Origin of the sequence: Stenotrophomonas sp. G4, from assembly GCF_003428825.1 — a bacterium.
Taxonomy (GTDB): Bacteria; Pseudomonadota; Gammaproteobacteria; order Xanthomonadales; family Xanthomonadaceae; genus Stenotrophomonas; species Stenotrophomonas indicatrix.
Map to the genome: position 1 here is coordinate 4153450 of NZ_CP031741.1, position 22731 is coordinate 4176180.

23 protein-coding genes and 1 pseudogene are annotated in these 22731 nt (G+C 65.9%); 14 read left to right on the forward strand and 10 right to left on the reverse strand.

Annotation, left to right across the window (positions count from 1 at the left end; all coding sequences use genetic code 11):
* Positions 1 to 90: 90 nt before the first annotated feature.
* Complete coding sequence (locus D0Y85_RS19050; RefSeq protein WP_117311621.1) at positions 91 to 2196, forward strand: phosphoglycerol transferase I; 2106 nt, start codon at positions 91 to 93, stop codon at positions 2194 to 2196.
* Between the two features lie 564 nt (positions 2197 to 2760).
* On the opposite strand, the gene D0Y85_RS19060 is transcribed toward D0Y85_RS19050, so the two are convergent.
* The gene (locus D0Y85_RS19060) at positions 2761 to 5187 is read right to left on the reverse strand and encodes a DUF3772 domain-containing protein (RefSeq protein WP_117311624.1); all 2427 of its coding nucleotides are present in this window, start codon (positions 5185 to 5187) and stop codon (positions 2761 to 2763) included.
* 90 nt (positions 5188 to 5277) lie between these two features.
* Positions 5278 to 5526, reverse strand: a complete 249-nt coding sequence (locus D0Y85_RS19065; RefSeq protein ID WP_025874572.1) for a hypothetical protein — start codon at positions 5524 to 5526, stop codon at positions 5278 to 5280.
* Positions 5527 to 5708: 182 nt separating this feature from the next.
* On the opposite strand from D0Y85_RS19065, the gene D0Y85_RS19070 reads away from it, so the two are divergent.
* From D0Y85_RS19070 to D0Y85_RS19080, 3 genes are all read left to right on the forward strand, one after another.
* The gene (locus tag D0Y85_RS19070; protein ID WP_117311625.1) at positions 5709 to 6203 is read left to right on the forward strand and encodes a lipocalin family protein; all 495 of its coding nucleotides are present in this window, start codon (positions 5709 to 5711) and stop codon (positions 6201 to 6203) included.
* Between the two features lie 12 nt (positions 6204 to 6215).
* Positions 6216 to 7424: an FAD-dependent oxidoreductase gene (locus D0Y85_RS19075; protein ID WP_117311627.1), complete on the forward strand. Its 1209-nt coding sequence runs from the start codon at positions 6216 to 6218 to the stop codon at positions 7422 to 7424.
* A 125-nt stretch (positions 7425 to 7549) separates the two neighbouring features.
* Complete coding sequence (locus D0Y85_RS19080) at positions 7550 to 8041, forward strand: hypothetical protein (protein WP_025874569.1); 492 nt, start codon at positions 7550 to 7552, stop codon at positions 8039 to 8041.
* 126 nt (positions 8042 to 8167) lie between these two features.
* Here D0Y85_RS19080 and D0Y85_RS19085 read toward each other — a convergent pair whose 3' ends face one another.
* Positions 8168 to 8602 (reverse strand): PepSY domain-containing protein, encoded by a 435-nt coding sequence (locus tag D0Y85_RS19085; RefSeq protein ID WP_117311628.1) that lies wholly within the window; start codon positions 8600 to 8602, stop codon positions 8168 to 8170.
* Between the two features lie 156 nt (positions 8603 to 8758).
* Here D0Y85_RS19085 and D0Y85_RS19090 point away from each other — a divergent pair, with 156 nt between their 5' ends.
* From D0Y85_RS19090 to D0Y85_RS19100, 3 genes are read left to right on the forward strand one after another with little or no spacing between them, the layout of a single operon-like run.
* On the forward strand, positions 8759 to 9049 hold the full coding sequence (locus tag D0Y85_RS19090; RefSeq protein WP_117311994.1) for a PepSY domain-containing protein: 291 nt from the start codon (positions 8759 to 8761) through the stop codon (positions 9047 to 9049).
* Positions 9049 to 9708: a response regulator transcription factor gene (locus tag D0Y85_RS19095; RefSeq protein ID WP_117311629.1), complete on the forward strand. Its 660-nt coding sequence runs from the start codon at positions 9049 to 9051 to the stop codon at positions 9706 to 9708. Before D0Y85_RS19090 ends, D0Y85_RS19095 begins: the two co-directional genes overlap by 1 nt.
* Positions 9705 to 11033 (forward strand): ATP-binding protein, encoded by a 1329-nt coding sequence (locus D0Y85_RS19100; protein WP_117311630.1) that lies wholly within the window; start codon positions 9705 to 9707, stop codon positions 11031 to 11033. The genes D0Y85_RS19095 and D0Y85_RS19100 overlap by 4 nt, the downstream gene beginning before the upstream one ends.
* A 70-nt stretch (positions 11034 to 11103) precedes the next feature.
* On the opposite strand, the gene D0Y85_RS19105 is transcribed toward D0Y85_RS19100, so the two are convergent.
* Together D0Y85_RS19105 and speA are read right to left on the reverse strand one after the other, a co-directional pair.
* A complete protein-coding gene (locus tag D0Y85_RS19105; RefSeq protein WP_033832425.1) occupies positions 11104 to 11424 on the reverse strand; it encodes a DUF6122 family protein in 321 nt (106 codons plus the stop codon).
* A gap of 43 nt (positions 11425 to 11467) precedes the next feature.
* Positions 11468 to 13357, reverse strand: a complete 1890-nt coding sequence (gene speA / locus D0Y85_RS19110) for an arginine decarboxylase (protein ID WP_117311631.1) — start codon at positions 13355 to 13357, stop codon at positions 11468 to 11470.
* 179 nt (positions 13358 to 13536) lie between these two features.
* Between speA and speE the strand changes: the two genes are divergently transcribed.
* Positions 13537 to 14391, forward strand: a complete 855-nt coding sequence (speE, locus tag D0Y85_RS19115) for a polyamine aminopropyltransferase (RefSeq protein ID WP_032977218.1) — start codon at positions 13537 to 13539, stop codon at positions 14389 to 14391.
* A 113-nt stretch (positions 14392 to 14504) separates the two neighbouring features.
* Here speE and D0Y85_RS19120 read toward each other — a convergent pair whose 3' ends face one another.
* Positions 14505 to 15410 carry an aspartyl/asparaginyl beta-hydroxylase domain-containing protein gene (locus D0Y85_RS19120; RefSeq protein WP_049465655.1) on the reverse strand — a complete coding sequence of 302 codons (906 nt, stop codon included), beginning with the start codon at positions 15408 to 15410 and terminating at the stop codon, positions 14505 to 14507.
* A 442-nt stretch (positions 15411 to 15852) separates the two neighbouring features.
* On the opposite strand from D0Y85_RS19120, the gene D0Y85_RS19125 reads away from it, so the two are divergent.
* Complete coding sequence (locus D0Y85_RS19125; protein ID WP_117311632.1) at positions 15853 to 16512, forward strand: RIO1 family regulatory kinase/ATPase; 660 nt, start codon at positions 15853 to 15855, stop codon at positions 16510 to 16512.
* 95 nt (positions 16513 to 16607) lie between these two features.
* Here D0Y85_RS19125 and D0Y85_RS19130 read toward each other — a convergent pair whose 3' ends face one another.
* Positions 16608 to 16946, reverse strand: a complete 339-nt coding sequence (locus D0Y85_RS19130) for a P-II family nitrogen regulator (protein WP_025874559.1) — start codon at positions 16944 to 16946, stop codon at positions 16608 to 16610.
* 158 nt (positions 16947 to 17104) lie between these two features.
* Here D0Y85_RS19130 and D0Y85_RS19135 point away from each other — a divergent pair, with 158 nt between their 5' ends.
* Positions 17105 to 17356 (forward strand): accessory factor UbiK family protein, encoded by a 252-nt coding sequence (locus D0Y85_RS19135; protein WP_012512353.1) that lies wholly within the window; start codon positions 17105 to 17107, stop codon positions 17354 to 17356.
* Positions 17357 to 17481: 125 nt separating this feature from the next.
* The gene (arr, locus tag D0Y85_RS19140; protein WP_117311633.1) at positions 17482 to 17916 is read left to right on the forward strand and encodes an NAD(+)--rifampin ADP-ribosyltransferase; all 435 of its coding nucleotides are present in this window, start codon (positions 17482 to 17484) and stop codon (positions 17914 to 17916) included.
* A gap of 70 nt (positions 17917 to 17986) precedes the next feature.
* Here the strand turns inward: arr and D0Y85_RS19145 are convergent, their stop codons facing one another.
* Entirely contained in the window at positions 17987 to 18304 is a 318-nt protein-coding gene (locus tag D0Y85_RS19145; RefSeq protein ID WP_117311634.1) for a hypothetical protein, read from the reverse strand.
* Positions 18305 to 18934: 630 nt separating this feature from the next.
* Here D0Y85_RS19145 and D0Y85_RS19150 point away from each other — a divergent pair.
* Both D0Y85_RS19150 and D0Y85_RS19155 read left to right on the forward strand, forming a co-directional pair.
* Positions 18935 to 19290, forward strand: a pseudogene (locus D0Y85_RS19150) (hypothetical protein).
* Between the two features lie 46 nt (positions 19291 to 19336).
* Entirely contained in the window at positions 19337 to 19813 is a 477-nt protein-coding gene (locus D0Y85_RS19155; protein ID WP_117311635.1) for a cold-shock protein, read from the forward strand.
* A 46-nt stretch (positions 19814 to 19859) separates the two neighbouring features.
* On the opposite strand, the gene D0Y85_RS19160 is transcribed toward D0Y85_RS19155, so the two are convergent.
* Positions 19860 to 20300: a hypothetical protein gene (locus tag D0Y85_RS19160; protein WP_162887707.1), complete on the reverse strand. Its 441-nt coding sequence runs from the start codon at positions 20298 to 20300 to the stop codon at positions 19860 to 19862.
* A gap of 103 nt (positions 20301 to 20403) precedes the next feature.
* Entirely contained in the window at positions 20404 to 20745 is a 342-nt protein-coding gene (locus D0Y85_RS20680) for a hypothetical protein (protein WP_162887708.1), read from the reverse strand.
* Positions 20746 to 21076: 331 nt separating this feature from the next.
* On the opposite strand from D0Y85_RS20680, the gene D0Y85_RS19165 reads away from it, so the two are divergent.
* Positions 21077 to 22582, forward strand: a complete 1506-nt coding sequence (locus D0Y85_RS19165; protein WP_117311637.1) for a YifB family Mg chelatase-like AAA ATPase — start codon at positions 21077 to 21079, stop codon at positions 22580 to 22582.
* Positions 22583 to 22731: the final 149 nt, after the last annotated feature.

Consider the following 22731-nt stretch of genomic DNA (forward strand, 5'->3'; position numbering starts at 1 on the left):
TGTCATGCAGATGTGCTTGCAGCAGCGCCGGTCGGATGGACACGCGTCGGTACGACGTCCATCGCCACCCCGTCACTGCCGAAGCTGCCTATGCTCTGGATTCTGCTGCTGTCGCTGTTGCTGCTGTCCTGGTTGTTCCTCGCCTCCGCAAAGTGGGTGTGGTGGAAAGCAGGCTTGTTCTCGCTGTTGCTGCTGGCGCTCAGTGCCTGGTGGCTGATCGACAAGCTGTCCGGTGACGGACTCAACGCCGCCACCCTGTACCACCTGGGTGCGGACATGGAAGGCGCCGGTGTCGCCGACTTCAAGGGCTATATCGCCGGCTTCATCGTGCTGGCCGCCGTGTCGCTGCTGCCGCTGTTCGCTACGCGGGTGAAGCGCTGGCGCCGTCCCACGGCCGGTGGTGCGTGGTTTGCCGGTTTCGCCGTGCTGTGGGTGGCCACGATCATGATCAGTCCATTGGCACGTGACGGGCAGCGCCTCTATCAGCAGCTGCGCCCGGTGGATTTCGCCCGTATCGCCCCCGAATACCAGGTGCCCACGCAGGCCCTGCAGCGCCCACGCAACATCGTCTGGATCTACGGCGAGAGCCTGGAGCGCACCTATCTGGATGAGGCCGTGTTTCCCGGCCTGATGCCCAATCTCAACCGCTTGGCGGCCAGGTCGCTGGATGTACGCGGCCTGGCCTCGGCCGAAGGCGGTGGCTGGACCATCGCCGGCCTGGTGTCGTCGATGTGCGGCGTGCCGCTGACCACCTCGCAGGGTGATGAGAACAGCATGGACCGCATGGGCAGCTTCCTGCCCAAGGCCGTGTGCCTGGGCGATTACCTCAAGCAGCAGGGCTACACCAACCATTACCTGGGTGGTGCCAACGGCCAGTTCGCCGGCAAGGGCCAGTTCCTGGCCAGCCACGGCTTCGATGAAGTGCATGACCTGGCGTGGTTCAAGCAGCAGAAGAAGATCGGCCGCATCCACTACTCGGCGTGGGGCGTGCATGACGACGTGCTGCTGGACACCGCCTACCAGCGCTTCGAGCAGCTGTCGCGGCAGGATGCGCCGTTCATGCTGACCACGCTGACCATGGACACGCACCACCCCGCCGGGCACCTGCCGGTGGCCTGCAAGGGCGAGCGCTACCAGAGCCAGTACGGCAACATCGGCATGCTCAATGCGCTCAAGTGCACCGACCGCCTGATCTCGCAGCTGGTCGAACGCATCCAGGCCAGCCCCTACGGCAAGGACACGTTGATCGTGATCGCCTCCGATCACCTGGCCATGCCCAATGACCTCAGCCATATCCTGACCAGGCAGAAGCGCGAGAACCTGCTGTTGTTCCTCGGTGATGGCGTCGCCCCGCGCCAGCTGGCCGCTGAAGACGGCTCGACCCTGGATTCCGGGGCCACCCTGCTCAGCCTGCTCGATCCGAACCTGCAGACGATGGGCTTTGGCCGTTCGCTGCTGGACGACAAGCGCGCGCCGAGTGCCAGCGCCGCGGCACGCCGCGATGGCGGCCGCGACTATCCGCAGTACCTGGCCTTCGCCCGCTCGCTGTGGCTGGGTGAGCCGACGCGGCAGCTGAAGATCGACGGCGACGACCAGGTGGTGGTGGGCCTGCAGCACGTGCAGCCGCCGGTGCTGCTGGAATACGACAAGGACTGGGACCTGAAATCGGTGTATCTGGAAAACACCTCGCGCCAGTTCGACGATGCCGACCCGGACAACACGCTCGCCTACGTTGATCGCTGCACCGCGTTCGAGGATGGCTCGGCCGACGGCGACTGGTGCGCGCTGCTGGTGAACCGCGACAACGGCATCAAGCTGTACCGCGATGGCCAGCTGCGCAACGGCATCGACGTGGATGCACCACTGGATGCCTTCCAGGGCCCCCGCCCCAGCGTGCGCCAGGCACACATGATCACGCAGAAGGGCCGCCGTACCCGCGCCGGCCAGTACATGCTGCAGCTGGTGGCGAGCACGCGCCCGGATCGCGGTTTCTGGATCGAAGCGGTGTCCTCGCAGCGCAAGGTGGTGCTGGCCCAGCAGTGGGTGCAGCCCGATGCCGATGGCAAGATCAACGTGTCATTCGGGCTCGACCACGAAGTGGATGATCTGGAAATCCGCGCGTGGTTGAACCATGCCGAGAAGCTGGCGGTGGATACCTTCGCACTGGTGCCCTCGCGCGGCCGACCGCGGGGGTAAAGGGGTTCGGCAGGGCTGCGCCCTGCACCTGCTACGAGCCGAAGCGACAGCGACAGCAACAGCTGGTGTTCCGTGGGATGGCGGGGCGGTGTCGGATTGCGGGGACGCCGCAAGTACGTCCTTGCAGGCTTGGCAGCCGCATCCATGCGGCTGACACCCCGCAATCCGACACCGCCCCACCTCCGACGGATTTCCGCGATCTTCAGTAGATCCACGCCATGCGTGGATGAATCTCTGTCAGATATCGAATCAATCGTGGGGTCAGATCCGTGTCGGCCAAGGTCGACACCCACCAACAGCAACACAGACGCCATTCCGACAGATCGCGGGAATCTGTCGAAGGCGGGGTGGGTCCGGTTGTGGGGCGTGAGCGCCATGGATGGCGCGACCGAGCTTACAGGGACGTACTTGCAGCGTCCCCCGCAACCGGACCCACCCCGCCATCCCTCAGGAAACCCGCTTTTGCTTTTGCTGTTGCTGTTGCTGTTGCTCCTGAGGTTGCCGGCCAGCGGCCGGCACTACCGCTTCGGCGGGTGCAGGGCGCAGCCCTGCCGACCCACCCTCTTACTGCGGCGGATCGCGGGTGATGTGGATGTCGGTCGGCGTGGACAGCGGGATGTGCCGCTCGGCCAGGATCTGCAGCAGGCTGAAATACAGATCGCTGCGCGTGCCGTACACCTGCCGTGGGCTGGCCACGTAGGCGAAACTGTTGATGGTGATCTGGCCACCAGCGATGCCGTCGATGTACACCGCCGGCGCCGGCTGCGGCAGCACCGTGTCGTGGGCTCCATAGGCGTCCAGCAGCGCCTGTCGCAGCCCCGCCACATCGGTGCTGGCCGGCACCGCGAACTGGATCTGGATGCGGCCCTGGTTGTTGCCCATCGTCATGTTGCGGATGGTCTTGGTGATCAGTTCCGAATTGGGCACGATCAACGTCGACTTGTCCCCCACCTGGATCTCGGTGGAGCGCACGTTGATGCGGCGGATGTCGCCTTCCTGATCGCCCAGCTTCACCCAGTCACCGATCTTCACCGGCCGTTCGGCCAGCAGGATCAGGCCGGAGACGAAGTTCTGGATGATCGCCTGCAGGCCGAAACCGATACCTACCGACAGCGCACTGACCAGCAACGCCAGGTTCTTCAGGTTCAGGCCCATCGCGGTCAGTGCCCACAACCCCACCAGGATGATGCCCACGTAGCGGGTGATGGTGCTGATTGAATTGCGCGCGCCCAGGTCCAGCTCGGTCTTGGGCAGGTAGGTGTCGGTCAACCAGCGCTGCAGCAGCTGCGTCAGCCCCAACCCGACCAGCATCACCAGCAGCGCGATGGCGATACGTGCGGGCTTGAGAGTGATGTCGCCGATGGGAATGCCGTTGGCCAGCGAAGCGACGCGCTCGACCACCGAGCCGATGTTGCCGAACGGCGCCGCCAGCGCCAGCAACGCGATCAGCACCACGAACGTGCGCAGCACGGCAGACAGCAGCACACCGGCCTGCTCCAGCCGCGACACGCTCAGGCCGGTGCTGAGCAGGATGGTCTGGCCGACCTTGCTGTCGGCGTTGAGCAGCCAGGTGGAGAAATCGTCGACGAACTTGAACAGCAGCGTCGCCGCCAGCACCACGATGCTGCCGCCGATCAGCTGCTGGTTGACGAACTTGGCGAAGTTCACATAGCCCATCAGGGTGGCGATGATCGCGGCCACCACGGCGATGTTGCCAGCCACACGTGCCAGCACCAGCCAGCTGCTGCGCCGCACCGGAACGGCCGCGCCCTGGCCGTCGGCCTGCGCTTCCAGCTTCGCCTCGGCCTCGGCGGTCTGGCGGCGGTGCAGGCGCGCCAGGGTGACCAGCATGGCCATGATCAGGCCCAGATAGGTCAGCGCGATCACGCCGTCCAGCGCCACCGTAGTGACGTCGCTGGTGCGGGTGGCTTGGTCGACAGCCACCAGCACCGTGCTCAACCAGGCCAGGGCCGCCGCACCCCAAGCGTATTTGCGCAGCTTCAGCGCGGCGGTGTCATCGAGATTCAACAGGCGCCATGACGGGCGCTGGGGCACCAACATGCAGGCACTGAGCGCGGCAATGAAGGCCGCGCGGAAGGTGGCAGTCTCAATTCCCTCGGCCACCACCTGCAGGCGCGGTGCGATCGCATTGATCGCATCCAGTGCCGCCATCAGCACCACCACGGCGTAGCCGGGCAGCAGCGTACCGACCAGCAGCAGCCACATGGCGAGCCCGGAACGGCGCAGTCGGCCGTCAGGCGCACGTTCGGATGCAGCAAACCGCCGACCCAGCGCGCGCAGCCACAGGCGCAGCGGGAACATCATCACCAGTGCAGCTGCCACGCCCAGCAGCAGGGTGCCCCAACCATGGGTACGGATGCCGGCGACCAGCGCGTCCCGGCCCATCTGCGCCAGCGGGGCGACGCGTGCGATATCGATCGGCAAGCGCTCGGCCACCTTGGTCCACAGCGCAGGAGACAGCGGCGAGGCCACCTTCTGCCCCAGTTCCTCCGTGCGCTGTGCCGTGCGTTGCTGGTCGATGTCGGCCGCCATCTGCTGGGCGCGCACCGCGCTGGCCTTTGCCTGCGCCATTGAGGCCATCAGGCCATCGCGCTGGCGGGTAATGGTCCGCCGTTGCGTCACCAGCTCCGGCGGCTCGGTGGTTCCCTCGGCGGGCGTACCCAACTGCGCCAGCTGTTCGTCGAGCCGATCCAGCTGCGGCTGCAGCGCCTTCTCCAGGGCTTCAGCATCGCGTCGCGCCTGCGAAGCCTCCTCGGACAGCATCGACAGGGTTTCCACCGCTGCAGCATCAACGCGCTTGCGCTCGATATCCTTCAGCGTGCTGTCGATCTGGGCCAGCTGCTGCTTGGGCGTGGGGTCGTCATCCTGGGCCAGCGCCGGCACAGCCAGCAGCAGCGTGCAGCACAACAGCAGGGCCAACCACGGGCCACGCACCAGGATCGTTCGGAAGAAGGAAGACAAGCCAGCCATACCGTTTTGCGCGGACCACCGCGCCTGCGCGCGACTATACGGCAGGTACCGTAAACGGCGGATGCGCGGGCGCTGGCCGCTGGCTGCGGCTCAGTACTTCAGGCGCAGCTCTTCAACCTGCGGCTGCTGCAGCGCGTACCAGTCCTGGAATTCTTCCTCGGTGATCTCATCCGGCGCATACACCGCGATCGGGTGCCAGGCGTGGTCGGTCGGCAACGGCTGGCGCGGCCCGGCGCGCAGGCTGTAGGCCACGCCTTCGTAGTCCACCAGATCGTCGACCTGCGGCCACTGCTCGCGGGCGAACTGGGTTTCACTCTTCAACAGGATCACCTGGTACATCGGCACCTCCACTTCGGTTGGATCGAAAAAACGCGGCGCTGGCCGAAGCATACCGCTGCGCCGATGACGGTACGCGCTCCGCCCGGGCGACGGATTGTTCTGGACATGGCCCTCGCCCCGGCTTCACCCGCCCGTGGCAGTGTCCTCGGCATCGTGGAGTTCCTCTCCTGCCACGCCTGACAATGACCGACCTGCCTCCCCTGAAGACCGTCACCGACCTCAAGCTGCCCCGCTACCTGGGCACCTGGTACGAGATCGCCCGCCTGCCGATGCGCCACGAGCCGGAGGGCTGCACCGACGTGTCGGCCCATTACCGGCTGCTGGACAACGGCAACGTCGGCGTCACCAACCGCTGCCGCATGGACGGCGAGATCGAGGAAGCCACCGGCGAGGCCTGCGCGATCGACAATGACAGCGCGCGGCTGGAAGTCAGCTTCCTGCCCAAGGGCCTGCGCTGGCTGCCCTTCGCCAAGGGTGACTACTGGGTGATACAGGTGGCGCCGGACTACAGCGTTGCCCTGGTCGGCAGCCCGGATCGCAAGTACCTGTGGCTGCTGGCACGTGAGCCCCGGCTCGATGCCACCGTGCAGGAACATTATCTGGCCAGCGCACGCCTGCAGGGCTTCGATCTGTCCGAACTGATCCTGACCCCGCATACCGGCAAGCCCACGGCCTGAGCACGACCCCGAATGGACCTGAAGAGTGGTTACCCGTGGTGGGCGGTGCGCAACGGCCTGATCCAGGCCTTTCCGCCGCTGGAACAGGATCTGCAGTGCGATGTGCTGGTGGTCGGTGGCGGCATCACCGGCGCGCTGATCGCCGATGAGCTGTCGGCCCATGGCCACGACGTTGCGCTGATCGAACAGCGTGACATCGGCTGGGGCAGCACCGCAGCCAGTACCGCGCTGCTGCAGTACGAGATCGATACCCATCTGCTGGAGCTGGCCTCGCAGTATGGGCAGGACGCTGCGGCGCTGGCCTACCAGGCCTGTGCGGATGCGATCCCTGCATTGGGCGAGGTCGCGCGCGGCCTGAAGGACGTCGACTTCAGGCAGATGGACAGCCTGTACCTGGCCAGCCGCCGCCGTGACGTACCGCGGCTGATGGCCGAAGGCGAGGCGCGCCGTGGCATCGGCCTGGACGCGCGCTGGCTGGACCGGGATGCGCTGCAGGAACGCTTCAGCGTCGATGCCGGAGGCGCGCTGCTGACCCGCCAGGCCGCACGGGTTGATCCCTACTGCTTCACTTACGGACTGCTGCGGCGGTTGCAGCGGCGCGGCGGCGTGGCGCATGACCGCACCGTGCTGCATGCCCTCACCCCCACCGCGCGCGGCGTAACCGCGCGCACCGAATCCGGCATGCAGATCCGCGCCCGCCACGTGATGCTGGCGATGGGCTATGCCAACCAGCAGTGGCTGGACCCGCGCGTGGCCCGCAACCGCAGCAGCTATGCCTTCATCACCGACCCGATCAACGCCGACGAGCTGGGCTGGCTGCAGCGCACGATGGTCTGGGAGAGCGCACGCCCCTACCTGTACCTGCGTGCCACCGGCGACCGCAGGCTGTTGGTGGGCGGGCTGGACGATGCCATCGATATTCCCGCCCGCCGCGATGGCCGGGTGGACAGCAAGGCCCGCAAACTGATGAAGCAGCTGCTGCAGTGGTTCCCGCACCTGCAGCCGACCCCGGCGTTTTCATGGGCGGGCACCTTTGCCGAGACCGCTGACGGCCTGCCGTTCTTCGGGCCGCATGCGCAATGGGGTCCACGGGTACAGTTCGCCATGGCCTATGGTGGCAACGGCATCACCTATTCGATGATCGGCGCCGGGCTGCTGCGGGCGCGGATCGAGCGGCGCCGGCACCCGCTGCAGGACCTGTTCGGGTTCGCGCGGTTGTAGCGTGAAGCCAGGCATGGCCTGGCTCTACCGCAAACGGGCGCCGACAGGCATCATTCAAGCAACGCCTGCTAGCGTCGGCCTGTACCGCCGCGTGCTGCGCGGCCCCTCTGCGCTGGAGTGCCGTCATGATCCGCCCCCTGACCCTGCTGCTGTGCCTGGCCGCCCTGCCCGGGACCGCGTTGGCGCAGTCCGCCGCCGGCGCCACCGCGCCGCAGGCGTCCGGCCTGGACCTGTCCGTACCACAGACGCCTATGCGCTATCTCAACGATCCGACGCTGCAACAGGATCCGCCCGGCACGTTCTACGGCGACAAGACCGGCCCGCGCGTGCACGGCGACGGCAGGATCGCCGATGTGCAGGACGACAAGGTCAAGGTCTCCGGCAGCTTCACCACCGGCATCGGCTACGCCAAGAACTACGGCAACACCCACTACAACGCCGCCACGCTCAATCTCAGCAAGAACTACACCAACGATGAAGGCAAGACCCGCGGGGTCAACGTCAACATCCACGTGAGCGAAGGCAAGGGCCCGGGCTTCTTCGGGCCGTACGGCGGTGGTGGGTATTACGGTGGTGGCCCGGGCTATTGGGATTACCCGCCGCCTTACGGCTGGTAAGCGCACGGTAGGGCCGGCCGCTGGCCGGGTACCTCCTGATCCCGGAAACACCGTGCAGCAGCCGGCCAGCGGCCGGCTCTACCAGGTAGGTGTCGACCTTGGTCGACACACCTTCCCGAGCAGGCGTCAATCCAGCCAGCCATCGCGCTCGCTGTGCAGGATGCGGCCGTCATGACCGCTCAGGCGCACGTCCACCTTCTGGTTGCGGGCATTGCGCGCTTCCAGCGACCACGTCGCGCCATCGCGTTCCAGCGAATGGATCTCGCGCAGCCCCTGCGCCTGCGCCTTGGCCAGCACCTGCTCGGTGCTCAGCTGCGCACGCCCATCGTGCTCATCGAAGATCTCGCCGGTCTTCGGGTCCACGTAGACCTCGCTGAAGCGACCATCGGCACGGCTGACATCGGCTTCCCACAGGCCATCATCCCGCTCGATTTCATGGATCTGGGTGTAGCCGGCCTTGCGCAGGGTCTGTTCGACCTGGGCCATGCCCAGCGGTGCGGCCTGTACGGTGGGGGCCACGGCCAGGGCGACAACGGTGGCGAGGGTGAGCGACTTCAACATGGGGGTTCTCCTGTTCGTTGCCGGACCATCCCGGCAACGCCACGATGCACGGCGCGGTTAACAGCGGCCTAGCCGGCGCTGTTAGCCAACCGTTAGTCGGCCGCGGCACACTCGCGCCTGTCACTTGTTCCCATGCTCGATGCCACTCACGTGCCGATCCTGCCCTCCCTGTCCCTGCTGCTGGCCCTGGCCAGCGCCCCGACCGCCACCGGCCCTGCCCAGGACCCGGCGCAGCAGGTTGCACGCCGCGCGGTGCAGCAGGGCCGCTACGTGCCGCTGGAAGGCGTGGTGCGCGATGCGCTCAAGCGCCACCCCGGCCAGCTGCTGGAAGTGGAACTGGATGACGGCGTGTACGAGGTGGAGATCCTGCGGGGCGACGGCGTGGTGGTGGAGCTGGACTATGATGCGCGGAGTGGAAAGCTGCTGAAGACGGAACTGGACGACTGATGCGCATCCTGTTGGCCGAAGACGATGCCGCGCTGGCCGAGCGCCTGCAACCGCTGTTGGAACAGGCCGGTTACGTGGTCGAGGTGGTGGCCGATGGTCGCCAGGCCGAGGAGATCGGCCAGGTTGAAGACCTGCAGGCCGCCATCGTCGATCTGGGCCTGCCCGGGCTGGACGGCCTGAGCGTGATCGAGCGCTGGCGCGGCAATGGCCGCGACTTTCCGGTGCTGGTGCTGACCGCGCGCGGACGCTGGCACGACAAGCTGGCCGGCTTTGATGCCGGTGCCGACGACTACCTGACCAAACCCTTCCAGCCCGATGAACTGGTGCTGCGCCTGCGCGCGCTGATCCGTCGCAGCCACGGCCATGCCAGTCCACGGCTGCAGTGCGGTCCGCTGCAATTGGACGTCAATGCCGGCCGATTTGAACTGGAGGGACAGGCGTTGTCGCTGAGCCCGCAGGAGTTCCGCGTATTGAGTTACTTCATCCACCACGCTGGCAGCGTGATCAGCCGCGACCGTCTGGGTGAGCAGGTCTTCGAAGGCGGCTACGACCCCGACTCGAATGCACTGGACATGCTGCTGGGACGGGTGCGCCGCAAACTGGGCATTGACCTCATCCATACCGTGCGCGGCCAGGGCTGGCGGCTGGCCGAGGCATGAGCGCGCGTCAACCTTCACTGCGCCGGCGGCTGCTGCTGGTAGCCGGCATCGGGTTGGTGCTGGTCTCTTTACTGGCCAGCATCCTGCTGGGCGAGCTGTTCGAGCGCAGCGCACGCGACCGCCTGGATGGCGAGCTGCAGCAGGCCATGTTGACCCTGCTGGCGCAGGCCGAGGTGGATCCGGAAGGACAGCTGCGCCTGCGCCAGGAACCGAATGACGCTCGCTTCCAGCGGGTGTTCTCCGGTGCGTACTGGCAGATCGCCGACAGCCACGGCAAGGTGCTGCTGCAATCACGCTCGCTGTGGGACCAGACCCTTGCGACCGCCGCCGCTGGCCCGGCCGAGCGCAACCTGCCCGGACCGATGCAGCAATCGCTGCGCGCCCGCGTTCAGCAGGTACGCCTGCCCCGCGCAGCACAGTCCTATGTCGCCGTGGTCGCCACCGACCGCAGTGCACTGGATGCGGACGTCGCCGCGTTCCGCCAACGCAGCGCAATGGCGTTGGCCGTGCTGGTGGCGGCGTGGCTGGCGGTACTGGCCAGCCAGGTGCATTTCGGTCTGCGCCCGCTGCGTGGGCTGGGCAAGCAGTTGGAGCGCATCCGCCGTGGCGACGCCGAACGCATCGACCGCCGCCAGCTGGATCGGGAAATCGCGCCGCTGGCCGATGAGCTCGACGCACTGCTGGACCACCACCAGCGCATGGTGGCGCGTGCGCGCAGCAGCGCCGAGGACCTGGCACATGCGCTGAAGACGCCATTGAGCGTACTGGCCGCCGAGGCGCAGGGCGAAGGCCGCGATTGGCGCCGCACCCTGCACGAACAGGGCGCACGCATGCGGGCCAGCATCGACCGCTACCTGGCCGCGGGACTGGCCGTGGATCATCGCCAGCGCAGTGAGGTGGCCCCGGCTGCCGAGGCGCTGTGCCGGCTGATGACCCGCGTGCATGCAGGCCGTCGCATCCGCTTCCAGATGGATGTCGCCCCGGGCCTGGCCTTTGCCGGCGCCAGCACCGACCTGGAGGAAATGCTGGGCAACCTGCTGGACAACGCCGGCAAGTGGGCACACAGCGAAGTCCGCCTGCGCGCCTTGGCCCAGAACGACCGGCTGCACATCGAAGTGCGCGATGACGGCCCCGGGCTGGACAAGGCCAAGCTGGAAAGCGTCCTGCAGCGCGGCGTGCGCCTGGACGAACGGGTGGAAGGCAGTGGCCTGGGCCTGGCGATTGCAGCCGACATCGCGGCCAGCCACGGCGGGTCACTGCGCCTGTCGAACGAGAATCCGGGGTTGCGCGCGCGGCTGGAACTGCCGCTGGCACCGGCTGACTGAGTAAAGACGGGGCAGCCCCAAGCGCAGCCGACGTGGGCTCGGCGCTACACAGGGCGCAGGGCGGCCCCCATCAGCGGTGATGCATCCACCAGCAGTCGATGGCATCGAGCACGATGTGGATCATCAGGCCGATGCCCACCAGTCGTGTCTTCTTCGGTACGCACAGCCCGGCATACACGGCAATCGCCGGTGCGGTATGCAGCGGGTGGAAGCCGATGCTGCAGCGGTTCGGGGCGTAGATCGGATCGGCCAGCAGATGGTCCAGGTCGATGATCCAGCCCAGCAGCAGCAACAGCCACGCCGAGGCGAAGCGCTTGCGCCAGAACAGCCATGCCAGCAGGGCTGGCACGGCGGCATGCAGGAACAGATGAAAGATCGCGCGGGCGCTCATCAGCACCGGTAGCGCCGGGCCATGCCCGGCGTTCCCGTCCCCCTTAGATCAGCGGTTCATCGGACAGGTAGGTGTAGCCGGTCAGGCCCGCTTCCAGCGCTTCGGACAGCTCCTGCGCGCGTTCCGGCGACAGGTCCGCCGATGCCACGCGTTCGGCGTAGGCCGCACGCAGGTCATCCAGCCTGTAGCCCACGTAGTCCAGCATCACGTCGGTGGTATCGCCGCGGCGCTGCTGGGTGATGGCATAGCCATCGGCATCGGCCAGCACTTCCACCGCGTCGGTATCACCGAACAGGTTGTGGATGTCGCCGAGGATTTCCTGGTAGGCACCGACCATGAAGAAACCGATGCGATAGCTTTCGCCGTGCTTGATCGCGTGCAGCGGCAGCGAGCTGTCCAGGCTTTCGTTCTCGACGTAGGTCTTGACCATGCCATCGGAATCGCAGGTCATGTCGGCGATGATGCCGCGGCGATCCGGCACCTCGTTCAAGCGCTCGATCGGCACGATCGGGAACACCTGGTCGATCGCCCACGCATCGGGAATCGACTCGAACACGCTGAAGTTGACGAAGTACTTGTCGACCAGGCGCTCGTTCAGTTCATCCAGCGCCGGGCGATGGCTCTTCTCGTCGTAGCTCAGGCGCGCACGCACGCCATGGGCGATGGCATAGAACAGATCGTCGATGCGCGCACGCTGCGGCAGATCGATCTGGCCCAGCGCATAGCTGGCCAGGCCTTCGGCGTGGAAGTGCTGTGCTTCCTGGAACAGCTCCACCGCCGGACGCACGTCCAGTTCTTCGTGGATCTCGCGCAGGTGGCGGATCGAGGCCGGCTCGTCGTCGTGCTGGTCCGGCACGCGGCCTTCCTGCGCCTGTTCCACTTCGGACACGTTGGCGATCAGCACCGCGTGGTGCGCGGTCATCGCGCGGCCGCACTCGGTGACGATGCGCGGCGGGGTCAGGCCGTGTTCTTCGCAGGCATTGGCCAGCGGCTGCACGATGTTGCTGGCGTACGAATTGAGGCCGTAGTTGATCGAGCAGAAGCTGCGCGAACGGGTGCCTTCGTAGTCCACGCCCAGGCCACCGCCCACGTCGACGTGGGTGATCTTCGCACCCAGCTGTGACAGCTCGACGAAGTAACGGGTGGCTTCGCGCATGCCGTTGGCGATGTCGCGCACGTTGGAGATCTGCGAGCCCATGTGGAAGTGCAGCAGGCTCAGGCAATCGGCGTATTCGGTATCGCGCAGCGACTTCCACAGGTCCAGCAGCTGGCGCGGCGACAGCCCGAACTTGGCCTTGTCGCCGCCACTGTTCTGCCACTTGCCGGCGCCCAGCGAGGCCAGGCGCATGCGCACGCCCAGGCCCGGCTTCACGTCCAGCGCCTTGGATTCTTCCAGCACCAGCTTCAGCTCGGACGGCTTCTCGATGACGATGAAGGTCTGCAGGCCCAGCTTGCGGCCGATCAGGGCCAGGCGGATGTACTCGCGGTCCTTGTAGCCGTTGCAGACGATCAGGCCACCCGGGCGCGACATGGCCAGCACGGCCATCAGTTCCGGCTTGCTGCCCGCTTCCAGGCCGAAGCCCTCACCGTGGTGGCTGGCCAGGGTGCCGGCCACGCCGCGGTGCTGGTTCACCTTGATCGGGTACACGGCGGTGTAGCCGCCCGGGTAGTCCCAATCCTGCTGGGCCTGGGCGAACGCCGCCTGCAGCTTGCCCAGGCGCTGGCCGAGGATGTCCGGGAAGCGCACCAGCAGCGGCAGCTTGGCACCGGCCGCGCGCGCGGCATCGACCACCTTGGGCAGCGACACCACCGGGCCATCCGCCCCGGTCGGTCTCACCACCATGTGCCCGGCCTGATCCACGTCGAAATAGCCATCCGCCCAGTGCGGGATCGAGTAGGTCTTGCGGGCTTGGTCGAGGGACCAATCGGTCATTGCAGTCGGCCTTGTGGCAAATAAAAGGGGGGGCATGATAACGCCTATATGCCCACAGGTTCGTTATCATGCGCGCCCGCGCCCGTGGCAGGTCTGAACCTGAACGGGCCGATCCGTCCGGATGCGTGGCACCCCGCCTTCAGCCCGGCTCCATCCCCTCCGAACAGGAATGCTTTCCCATGACTGACAACAGCAACTGGTACATCGAACACTTCGAGCGCACCGGCTCGGCCATCGGCTACCGCATCACCGGCAAGCTGGACGAAGTGCAGTCGCCGTTCCAGAAGATCGAGATCTTCCAGACCACCGACTGGGGCAACCTGATGACCATCGATGGGGCCATCATGCTGACCAGCAAGGACAACTTCTTCTACCACGAGATGATCAGCCACCCGGTGCTGTTCACCCACGCCGCGCCCAAGCGCGTGGTGATCATCGGCGGCGGCGACTGCGGCACCCTGCGCGAAGTGCTCAAGCACAAGGGCGTGGAGAGCGTGACCCAGTGCGACATCGACGAGCAGGTGACGGTGATGGCGCGCAAGCACTTCCCGGAACTGTGCGATTCCAACGACGACCCGCGCGCCGAGCTGATGTTCGACGACGGCGTGGCCTACATGGCCAACTGCCCGGCCGGCAGCGTGGACGTGGTGATCGTCGATTCGACCGATCCGGTCGGCCCGGGTGAAGGCCTGTTCAACAAGGCGTTCTACGAGAGCTGCTTCAAGGCCCTGAAGGACGACGGCATCCTGGTGCAGCAGTCCGAGTCGCCGCTGATGCAGCTGGAGCTGATCAACGAAATGCGCACCGAAATGGGCAAGGCCGGCTTCGGCTCGTTCAAGACCCTGCCGTTCCCGCAGCCGTGCTACCCCACCGGCTGGTGGAGCGTGACCCTGGCGCGCAAGGGCGACAGCAGCTTCGACTTCCGCCAGGCCGATTCGGCCGCCAAGACCTTCGATACCCTGTACTACACCGCCGCGCTGCACACCGGCGTGCTGGTGACCCCGCCGTTCGTGAAGGCGGCGCTGAAGGGTTGACCGGAAAGCGTGCCAACCAAGGTTGGCACCTACCAAAGCAAAAACCCGCGCTGGCGACAGCGCGGGTTTTTTCGTTTTCCGGTAGCGCCGGGCCATGCCCGGCGGCGGTCCGCTTACAGCGCCCAGATACCGGCGATCACCGCCACCACCAGGCCCCACTTGATCACCTGGTAGGCCACCACGCTGCGCTCGCGCAGCGCCTTGGCCTTCAGCCGCACCTTGTACACGCTGCCGAAGGCCTTGTTGACGCCACCGGTCGGGTCGCCCGGCAGGTTCGGCGAGGCGCCACCGGCCAGCAGCGTGGACGCCACCAGACGGTTGAACAGGCCCGGCAGGCCGAAGCGCAGCGGGCGGGCGATATCGCAGAACAGGATCACCCGGTCATCGGGCGTCTCGTTGTGCGCATGGTGGATGTAGGTTTCGTCGAACATCATCCACTCACCGTCGCGCCAGCTCTTCTTGATGCCGTCCACTTCGATGTAGCAGGCATCGTTGTTGGGCGTGGCCAGGCCCAGGTGCAGGCGCAGCGAACCGGCGAACGGGTCGCGGTGCGGGCGCAGCTCGCTGCCTGACGGCAGCTGCGCGAACATCGCTGCGCGCACGTCCGGCAGCGATTCCAGCAGCGCGGTGGTCTTTGGGCACATCGCCTTGGCCGACGGGTGCGAGGGGCCGTACCACTTCAGGTAGAAGCGCTTCCAGCCGCGGCGGAAGAATGAATTGAAACCCGCATCGTTGAACGTGCTGGACGCGGCGATCGCCTGCGCATCGCGCAGTGCCAGTGCCTCGTCGCGGATCATCTGCCAGTTCTGCCGCAACGGCTCCAGCTGTGGAAATTCCTTGCCCGGGTCCAGGAACGGCGTGGTCGGCACCTTGGAGAACATGTACATGACCACGTTGATCGGGGCCATGAAGCTGGAGTGGTCCAGCAGCTGGCGCGACCAGCGCGCACGGACCTTGCCACGGAAGTGGATGTACAGCACGCAGGACACGAACAGCGCCGCAAGTACGATTTTGATGATCAAAGCACTTTCCTCCAGCACGCGCCGGACAGGGAAACAGGGCGATGCGGCCGCAGGGCCGGCATCAGTGGGGGAACGCGGCAGGAGACGGGGACGTGCCGGGTGGGTGCGGCCGTCGATGTCGCGTGTAACAGCTTATGGTCGGCAGGCCGTGCGCCGGGGTCAAGCCAGGCGTGCGTGGGCCGCAGCGCTGCGCCGCGAGCGCTGCCGGCCGCATTTGCAAGCTATTGAAATCAAATTGCTTTTCGAAAAGTGAGACAAAATTGTCCGAAAAAGCGCGACGAACTGTTCCAGCCACGACGCCGACATTTCTCCGACAAATCGTGGAATAGCGAACTTGCCGGTACTAAAATTGGCTTAACGAAAGTTTAGCCAGTTCCCCCCCGTCGTACCGGTTCGCTTGACGCTTCAGCGCCGCCCACCGGGTCGCCCGAGACCCCACATGATCCCTTCCATCACCCCCTCCCCGTCCTGCGGCGATGACGCCGTGGCGCCGCTGCTGCTCAAGCGCGGCGAGCGCTTCCTCGCCCCCGATGTCTACCGCACCTGCCTGGACGGCCGTCCGGCGGTGGTGAAGGACTACTCCCGCTACCGTGGCACCCCGGTGTCGCCGATCGCCCGGCTGATGGTGCGCCGCGAGGCACGCATGCTGGAGCGGCTGGGCGGTTGGAAGCACGCACCGGCCCTGCTCGGCACCCTTGGTGGCCTCGCACTGGGCATGGAATTCATCCCCGGCCAGACCCTCAGCACCGCGCAGGCCGTGGGCAATGAAGTGTTCGAACAGCTGCAGCACGCGCTGAGCCGCCTGCATGCCGCCGGCATCACCCACAACGACCTGCATGGCACCAACGTGGTGGTCAGCGCCGGCGTGCCGGTACTGCTGGATTTCACCTCGGCCTGGCGCGTACCGCGCTGGCTGCGCCGCAACCCGCTGAGCCGGCAGCTGAGCCGCAGCGACATGAAGAACCTGCTGAAGATACGCCAGCGCGTGACCGGGCAGGCGCCGAGCCCTGCGCAGGCGGCGCTGGTGGCCGACCCCGGTTGGGTGGCGGCTGTGCGCCAAGGCTGGAAGCGGTTCTACAAGTGGGCCAAGCGTCGGTAGGCGCTTCGCTTCACCCGCTTTACCGGTAGAGGTCGGGCTTGCTCGACCGCTCTTCGTTCCGGTGACACAAACCCCGCCCTACGCGCGCAACCGGCTTACAACGCGTCCGCGTCCAGCTCACCGGTACGAATACGTACCACGCTGCCCAGGTCGTACACGAACACCTTGCCGTCGCCGATCTTGCCGGTGCCCGCCGCTTTCACGATGGCTTCCACCACCACGTCCACCTGATCGTCGGTCACCGCCACTTCCAGCTTCACCTTCGGCAGGAAGTCGACCACGTACTCGGCGCCACGGTACAGCTCGGTATGGCCCTTCTGGCGACCGAAGCCCTTCACTTCCGTCACCGTGATCCCGGTAACCCCGCGCTCGGCCAGCGCTTCGCGCACGTCGTCGAGCTTGAACGGCTTGATCACCGCCATGACCATCTTCATCGTCTATCTCCTGTATTCCGGCGTGGAGGATAGCGCCTGAACGCGGCCGGTGCGAAACCCGCCGCGCCTGTCCGGCGGCCCGGGGCCGGCAGTATCCTTAGCGCCGAACCGCCGTGGCCGCGCCGGATGCGCAGGCCCACCACCCCACGGAGCACCCCATGATCGACCTGAACCAAATCGATGACCTCGCCCGTCGCCTCAGCGACCTGGTGCCGCCAGGCCTGCGCGAATCGCGCGAGGAACTGCAGGCCACCTTCAAGAGTGCACTGCAGGCCGGCCTGGCCAAGCTGGACCTGGTGACGCGCGAGGAGTTTGAAGTGCAGCGCGCAGTGCTGCTGAAGACCCGCGAGAAGCTGGATGCGCTGGAAACGGCGGTGCGTGAGCTTGAAGGCCGCGGCACGGCAGAATAAAAAAGGAGGCGCACCGCGCCTCCCACTTACAGATTATTTCCTTGATGGGGCCTTGCCGCAAGGCCCGCCCGGCGCCCTAGACTCGCCAGCCTGTCGATCCGGCAGGACAGGTAGGGGCAGTGCCGATGGCACAGCACACCGAATGGACACCCGTATCGCATGACACCTGCGACCAGGTTGCCGGGCCGTTCTATCACGGCACCCGCGCTGACCTCGCGGTGGGCGAGTTATTGAGCGCGGGGTTCCGCTCCAACTATCGCCACAGCGTGGTGATGAACCACATCTATTTCACGGCGATTGCCAAGGGCGCCGGGCTGGCTGCGGTGATGGCCAAGGGTGAGGGGCGACCGCGTGTGTATGTGGTGGAGCCGACCGGGCCATTCGAGGACGATCCGAATGTGACCAACAAGAAGTTTCCTGGGAATCCGACACGGTCGTATCGGAGTGCGGAGCCGTTGCGGGTTGTTGGGGAGATTACGGAGTGGGAGACCTACGACGCGGAGTTCGTTCGGCAGTTGAGGGAGTTCGTTGCGTCGGGAAATGGCGAGATCATCAACTGACCGCCGACCCAACACCTACTTGTGCTCGGCCCCTGCACGCTCGCGCAGGTAACAACGCAATGGACCGACCTCAGTCGTCGAGCTTCGCAACGCCGAACGCATGGCGATACTCACCGCTACGGACCAATTCATGGACGGCCTCCCGAATGGTTTCCTCCCGAAGATCCTCAACGATGACCATGTCTTTCGACCAGAAGAATCTTCCGGCCAGACATTCGCCACTCGACCTATATCTGGCAATGATTGATTCAATATTCTTCATGGTGAAGAACGTCGATGTCCTCACCTCGCCCTGAGGAAATTTGATGACTACATCAACATTGTCATCGAGAACATCGTCCACTTCACCGAGCAGAACCACTTCGACGTCTTCCAGCTTATTTTCCATAGATATCGCGCACCCTCTTGATCACCTGCTCCTGGTTGTCCTTTGAGCTCTTCGCAAGGATTTCCACCGAATTCTCCGACTGCCCCAATTAGACCGAGCGGGCAACTCGGGGCATGGTTCCGCGCGGCCTGATGAGGCATTTCTACCAGAAAGTGCCATGCGTGCACTGTTCGCGTCAGGCCAGTGGATGCCGTCACCGACTGCGTGATGTCGCATCTGACGCTCTTAGCGCCCTTGGCTGAAGGATTTGACGACTCGGTTCCAGAAGCGCTGTTCCTCCCGCAGCACAAGGCTCTCGCACCAACCCGCGCTATGCCAAAATGCCAAAAACGTCTCAGGCTTTGGCGGCTTTGGCCCCAACCCCTTGGCATTCCAAACAACATCAGGCAACTCTGGTAGGGCCACCGAAAAGGGGTGGCCGGGCGTCGAAAACCCGATTGCTGTTGTTGTTTACGCTTGTCAGCCGGCACCACCACGCGTGGTGCCGGCTGGCAATCCGTCTGCCGGCTATGGCGGGCGGTGCGTGGGGTCTTGTACCCGCCGGCCTTACAACAGCAACCGGTTTTCGAGCCACGCATCGTCCGCCACCCTTATCGGTGGCGGCTTCTGCCTGCTTGCACGGAGCCTGCCATGACCAAGCCGCACTCCCCTCCCCGCGCCCCATCCAGGAAGCGCCCTCGCCCGCCCCTGCTCTGGAACCCAACAGCCTCATCGCCATCCTGCACAGCATCGGCGCTGGTGCTGCCGCCGATGGCCAGCCGTGGCCCGAACGCCACCACCTGCGCAGCCGACAGATGGCGTTGTCCGACGCCGACTGCGCGCTGACGGGCCAGCGCATCGTGCAGGAGATCCTGCTGGCGGCCGAGCGCACGCGCCAGAACGGCGAGCCCGACCAGTACGTGGGCGACCGGGTGATGGAGGGACTGGTAATGGCCGACATCGCACTCACGGCCTTCATCCACGAGCGGGTGCGGCCACAGGACTGAGGGCGCACTTGTGGGCGTGACGTTCTGTTTTTGTGCGGAGTGATGAATGAAGAAGCGTGGGCTTGCCGCGGCGGCGGTGTGCATCGTGGTGATCGGCGCGGTATGGGCGGGGTGGCCGGAGCCAGCGGGCGATCAGGTGTGGGCCTACCAGAAGCTGCAGCCAGTCGACTACCGGCTGCTGCACAGTGATGCACTCGGCTTCGTGACCGCCAAAGCAGATGAGGGATTTGAACTGCACACGCGCTATGCCGGGGTGACGTCCTTCGAGATCCGCTGCAAGGGCGTCCTGGTGATGGACGTGGAGAACGCCCCCTCACGCGTGCTGATCCGGGTGCCCGCCGATGCACTTACGCGGGCACCGGATATCGAGCGCCTGCGCCTCAGTTTCGAGCGATGGTTGGACTACCACCAGAGCCAGGGCGCGTTGCTGGTGGAGAGTGCAGGAACATCGTGGATCGAAGCGCTGTTTGGGCGCTTCAGTGGGGCGGTCCCTGATGGGCAGCGGTGTCCAACTAGAGCTTGAACTCCAAATCGCCCTGCTACTCAAAATCGGGGGGACGTCGCTCCATTCATTCATCAAACACGAAGGAGCGAACCTCTTCCAGGTCGAAAAGCGTCCGGTCCTTATCCAGCCTGATCCTCCCACGCATTCTTACATCAGCCGAGGTGTTGCACAGACTGCGTGCGCCGCGCATTAGACAGATACGCTTCTGATCCGAATAGAACCGCCTGACTGAGTCAGAGCCGCCGTGTCTGCCGATATCAAGAATTCGCATTCCCTCGGCGCAACGATGATTGCGAAGGACCTCCTCGTGCGCATTGTCCGTTACATAGCGCGCCGCCAGCTCCACCTCCGCTCCCTCATACTGCGCTGGAACGCTGGCGATGGCGCACAGCAACGCGTCGCCTGGTCCTGCATCCGCCACTCGCCGCGGCGTGGACACCGCACATCCTGCCGACGCCAACAGCACAAGCAAAGCGCAACCGATGGCAGCAGGCATTGTGTTCATGATGTTCTCTCCCCTGAGACAGGATTGGCCAACGCGTAGGCGATGCATCGTCTCCGCTTGCGCGCCGTCGTGCCACGCCAGCGCGCAACAGCATTACCAGCAATCAGCGGCAGTAGTACGGTATTACGGGGAAGTGCAGTTCCTTCCGGGGTTCCGCTGCAATTGCGTTGGCATCCGCAAATTCCCCATAGGTAATGAATCCGCGCAGCACTCCGTGCGGCGCAACACGATGCTCACCGCAGCCCCCCGGGCAATAGATGCTGGAGAGTGCGCTCCTGACCGGTAGCCTGTCAGAGCCGACCTGCAGATATGTGTAGTCCTGCGGTCCGGCAAAGCCGCCTGATTCGCCCGGCCAGCTCTCCTTCGAGACACATATCGCATGATCGTCGAGGGAAGCCAGTGACACATCAAAACGTCGCTCATCGAGGTTGTCGATGATCTCCACCCTGAAGTTCTCCGGGGAAGGACGCGTGACGGCTGTTGAGCACGAACTCTGCAATGCGACCACCAGGAAAAGTACGCACAAGCCGAAGGACGCTCCCAGAGTTCCATTGAAGATGTGCCTGCGTGGCGTAGCCGGACGCATATCCTCTCCTCGTTGATCCCTGCGTTCCTGCGCGAGGCCCTGGCGTCGGCCCCTTCGCGCCATCATGCCACGGACGCGCGGGCTCCGATTCTGCCGGCCGGAATCTCCCTAGTCACTTCACCTGCAAACCCCGATGGTGGCCCGAATGTCGCCCCCTCACCATCAAGCGCCCCTCCGCAGGAATCCACACATGAGCCTGGCGCTGGTCCACAGCCGTGCCCGTGCCGGGGTCGACGCCCCGCTGGTGCGGATCGAGGTGCATCTCTCTGGCGGCCTGCCGGTCACCCAGATTGTCGGCCTGGCCGAGACCAGCGTGCGCGAATCACGCGAGCGCGTGCGTGCTGCCCTGCTCTGCGCGCGCTTCGATTTCCCGCAGCGGCGCATCACCCTCAACCTCGCCCCCGCCGATCTTCCCAAGGAAGGCGGACGCTACGATCTGGCGATTGCCTTGGGCATCCTCGCTGCCAGTGGCCAGGTCGATCCGCAGTCGCTGCTGCAGTACGAGTTCCTCGGCGAACTTGGCCTGACCGGCGAGCTGCGCCCGGTGTCCGGCGCGCTACCCGCCGCCATTGCCGCCGCCGAAGCGGGGCGAATCCTGATCGTGCCGCCTGGCAACGCTGCCGAAGCCGCGCTGGCCCAGCACGCCGATGTGCGCGTGGCGCGTACCCTGCTGGAATGCTGTGCCGGGCTGGGCAATCCACGCCTGCTGCCACAGGTGGAACGCGTGGGCACCACGCCGCTGCCATTGCCGGATCTGGCCGACGTACGCGGGCAGGCGCTCGCACGCCGCGCGTTGGAGGTTGCCGCCGCCGGTGGCCATCATCTGCTGCTGATCGGCAGCCCCGGCTGCGGCAAGACCCTGCTGGCCTCGCGCCTGCCCAGCCTGCTGCCGGACAGCGAAGAAATCGATGCCCTGCAGTTGGCGGCCATCACCTCGGTCAGTGGCGAAGGGCTGGACCCGAAGCGTTGGCGACAGCGGCCGTTCCGGGCGCCGCACCACAGCGCAAGCGCGGCGGCATTGGTGGGCGGCGGTAATCCACCTTGCCCAGGCGAGATCTCGCTGGCGCATCACGGCGTGCTGTTCCTGGATGAACTGCCGGAGTGGAACCGCAGCGCATTGGAAACCCTGCGCGAACCGCTGGAGTCCGGCCATATCCGCATCTCCCGCGCGGCGCGCAGCGTGGTCTACCCGGCACGTTTTCAACTGGTGGCGGCGATGAACCCGTGCCCCTGTGGTTGGGCAGGCGACCGCAGCAACCGCTGCCTGTGCAGCGACGAGCGCATCACCCGCTACCGCGCGCGGGTATCGGGGCCGCTGCTGGACCGCATCGACCTGCACATCAGCGTGAGCCGCATGGATGCGGTGGAGCTGCGCGAGAGCACGCCGCTGGGCGAACCCAGCGCCAGCGTGCGTTCGCGGGTGGAAGCGGCACAGGCGCGGCAACAGGCGCGCGGTGGTCTCAACGCGCACCTGCCGCCTGCTGCCCTGCGTGCGAGCACGCGCTTGAGCGAAGCCGACCAGGATCTGCTGGAACAAGCCATCGAGCGCCTGCAGCTGTCGGCGCGGGCGATGCATCGCATCCTGCGCGTGGCACGCACCATTGCCGATCTTGCCGAAAGCGAGACCATCCAGACCGCGCACCTGGCCGAGGCCATCGGCTATCGGCAGCTGGACCGGGGCAAGCCGGGCACCTAGCGCGCTGCTGCTTGCACGAACGAATCAGATTCATCTGATCTCCGTCACGGCAGCGGGCACGGGCCCCCTCCCCGCCGTGGGCGACGCGTGCGACCATGCAGGGCCCAGTCCCTAGCGGTGCCTGTCTTGCCAGGTGCCCGCCCAGCCAT

Coding starts and splice junctions, on each gene's coding strand:
- D0Y85_RS19050 (WP_117311621.1), top strand. CDS start 91: ATGCTCTGGATTCTGCTGCTGTCGCTGTTGCTGCTGTCCTGGTTGTTC.
- D0Y85_RS19060 (WP_117311624.1), bottom strand. CDS start 5,187: ATGGCTGGCTTGTCTTCCTTCTTCCGAACGATCCTGGTGCGTGGCCCG.
- D0Y85_RS19065 (WP_025874572.1), bottom strand. CDS start 5,526: ATGTACCAGGTGATCCTGTTGAAGAGTGAAACCCAGTTCGCCCGCGAG.
- D0Y85_RS19070 (WP_117311625.1), top strand. CDS start 5,709: ATGACCGACCTGCCTCCCCTGAAGACCGTCACCGACCTCAAGCTGCCC.
- D0Y85_RS19075 (WP_117311627.1), top strand. CDS start 6,216: ATGGACCTGAAGAGTGGTTACCCGTGGTGGGCGGTGCGCAACGGCCTG.
- D0Y85_RS19080 (WP_025874569.1), top strand. CDS start 7,550: ATGATCCGCCCCCTGACCCTGCTGCTGTGCCTGGCCGCCCTGCCCGGG.
- D0Y85_RS19085 (WP_117311628.1), bottom strand. CDS start 8,602: ATGTTGAAGTCGCTCACCCTCGCCACCGTTGTCGCCCTGGCCGTGGCC.
- D0Y85_RS19095 (WP_117311629.1), top strand. CDS start 9,049: ATGCGCATCCTGTTGGCCGAAGACGATGCCGCGCTGGCCGAGCGCCTG.
- D0Y85_RS19100 (WP_117311630.1), top strand. CDS start 9,705: ATGAGCGCGCGTCAACCTTCACTGCGCCGGCGGCTGCTGCTGGTAGCC.
- D0Y85_RS19105 (WP_033832425.1), bottom strand. CDS start 11,424: ATGAGCGCCCGCGCGATCTTTCATCTGTTCCTGCATGCCGCCGTGCCA.
- speA (WP_117311631.1), bottom strand. CDS start 13,357: ATGACCGATTGGTCCCTCGACCAAGCCCGCAAGACCTACTCGATCCCG.
- speE (WP_032977218.1), top strand. CDS start 13,537: ATGACTGACAACAGCAACTGGTACATCGAACACTTCGAGCGCACCGGC.
- D0Y85_RS19125 (WP_117311632.1), top strand. CDS start 15,853: ATGATCCCTTCCATCACCCCCTCCCCGTCCTGCGGCGATGACGCCGTG.
- D0Y85_RS19130 (WP_025874559.1), bottom strand. CDS start 16,946: ATGAAGATGGTCATGGCGGTGATCAAGCCGTTCAAGCTCGACGACGTG.
- D0Y85_RS19135 (WP_012512353.1), top strand. CDS start 17,105: ATGATCGACCTGAACCAAATCGATGACCTCGCCCGTCGCCTCAGCGAC.
- arr (WP_117311633.1), top strand. CDS start 17,482: ATGGCACAGCACACCGAATGGACACCCGTATCGCATGACACCTGCGAC.
- D0Y85_RS19145 (WP_117311634.1), bottom strand. CDS start 18,304: ATGGAAAATAAGCTGGAAGACGTCGAAGTGGTTCTGCTCGGTGAAGTG.
- D0Y85_RS19155 (WP_117311635.1), top strand. CDS start 19,337: ATGAAGAAGCGTGGGCTTGCCGCGGCGGCGGTGTGCATCGTGGTGATC.
- D0Y85_RS19160 (WP_162887707.1), bottom strand. CDS start 20,300: ATGAACACAATGCCTGCTGCCATCGGTTGCGCTTTGCTTGTGCTGTTG.
- D0Y85_RS19165 (WP_117311637.1), top strand. CDS start 21,077: ATGAGCCTGGCGCTGGTCCACAGCCGTGCCCGTGCCGGGGTCGACGCC.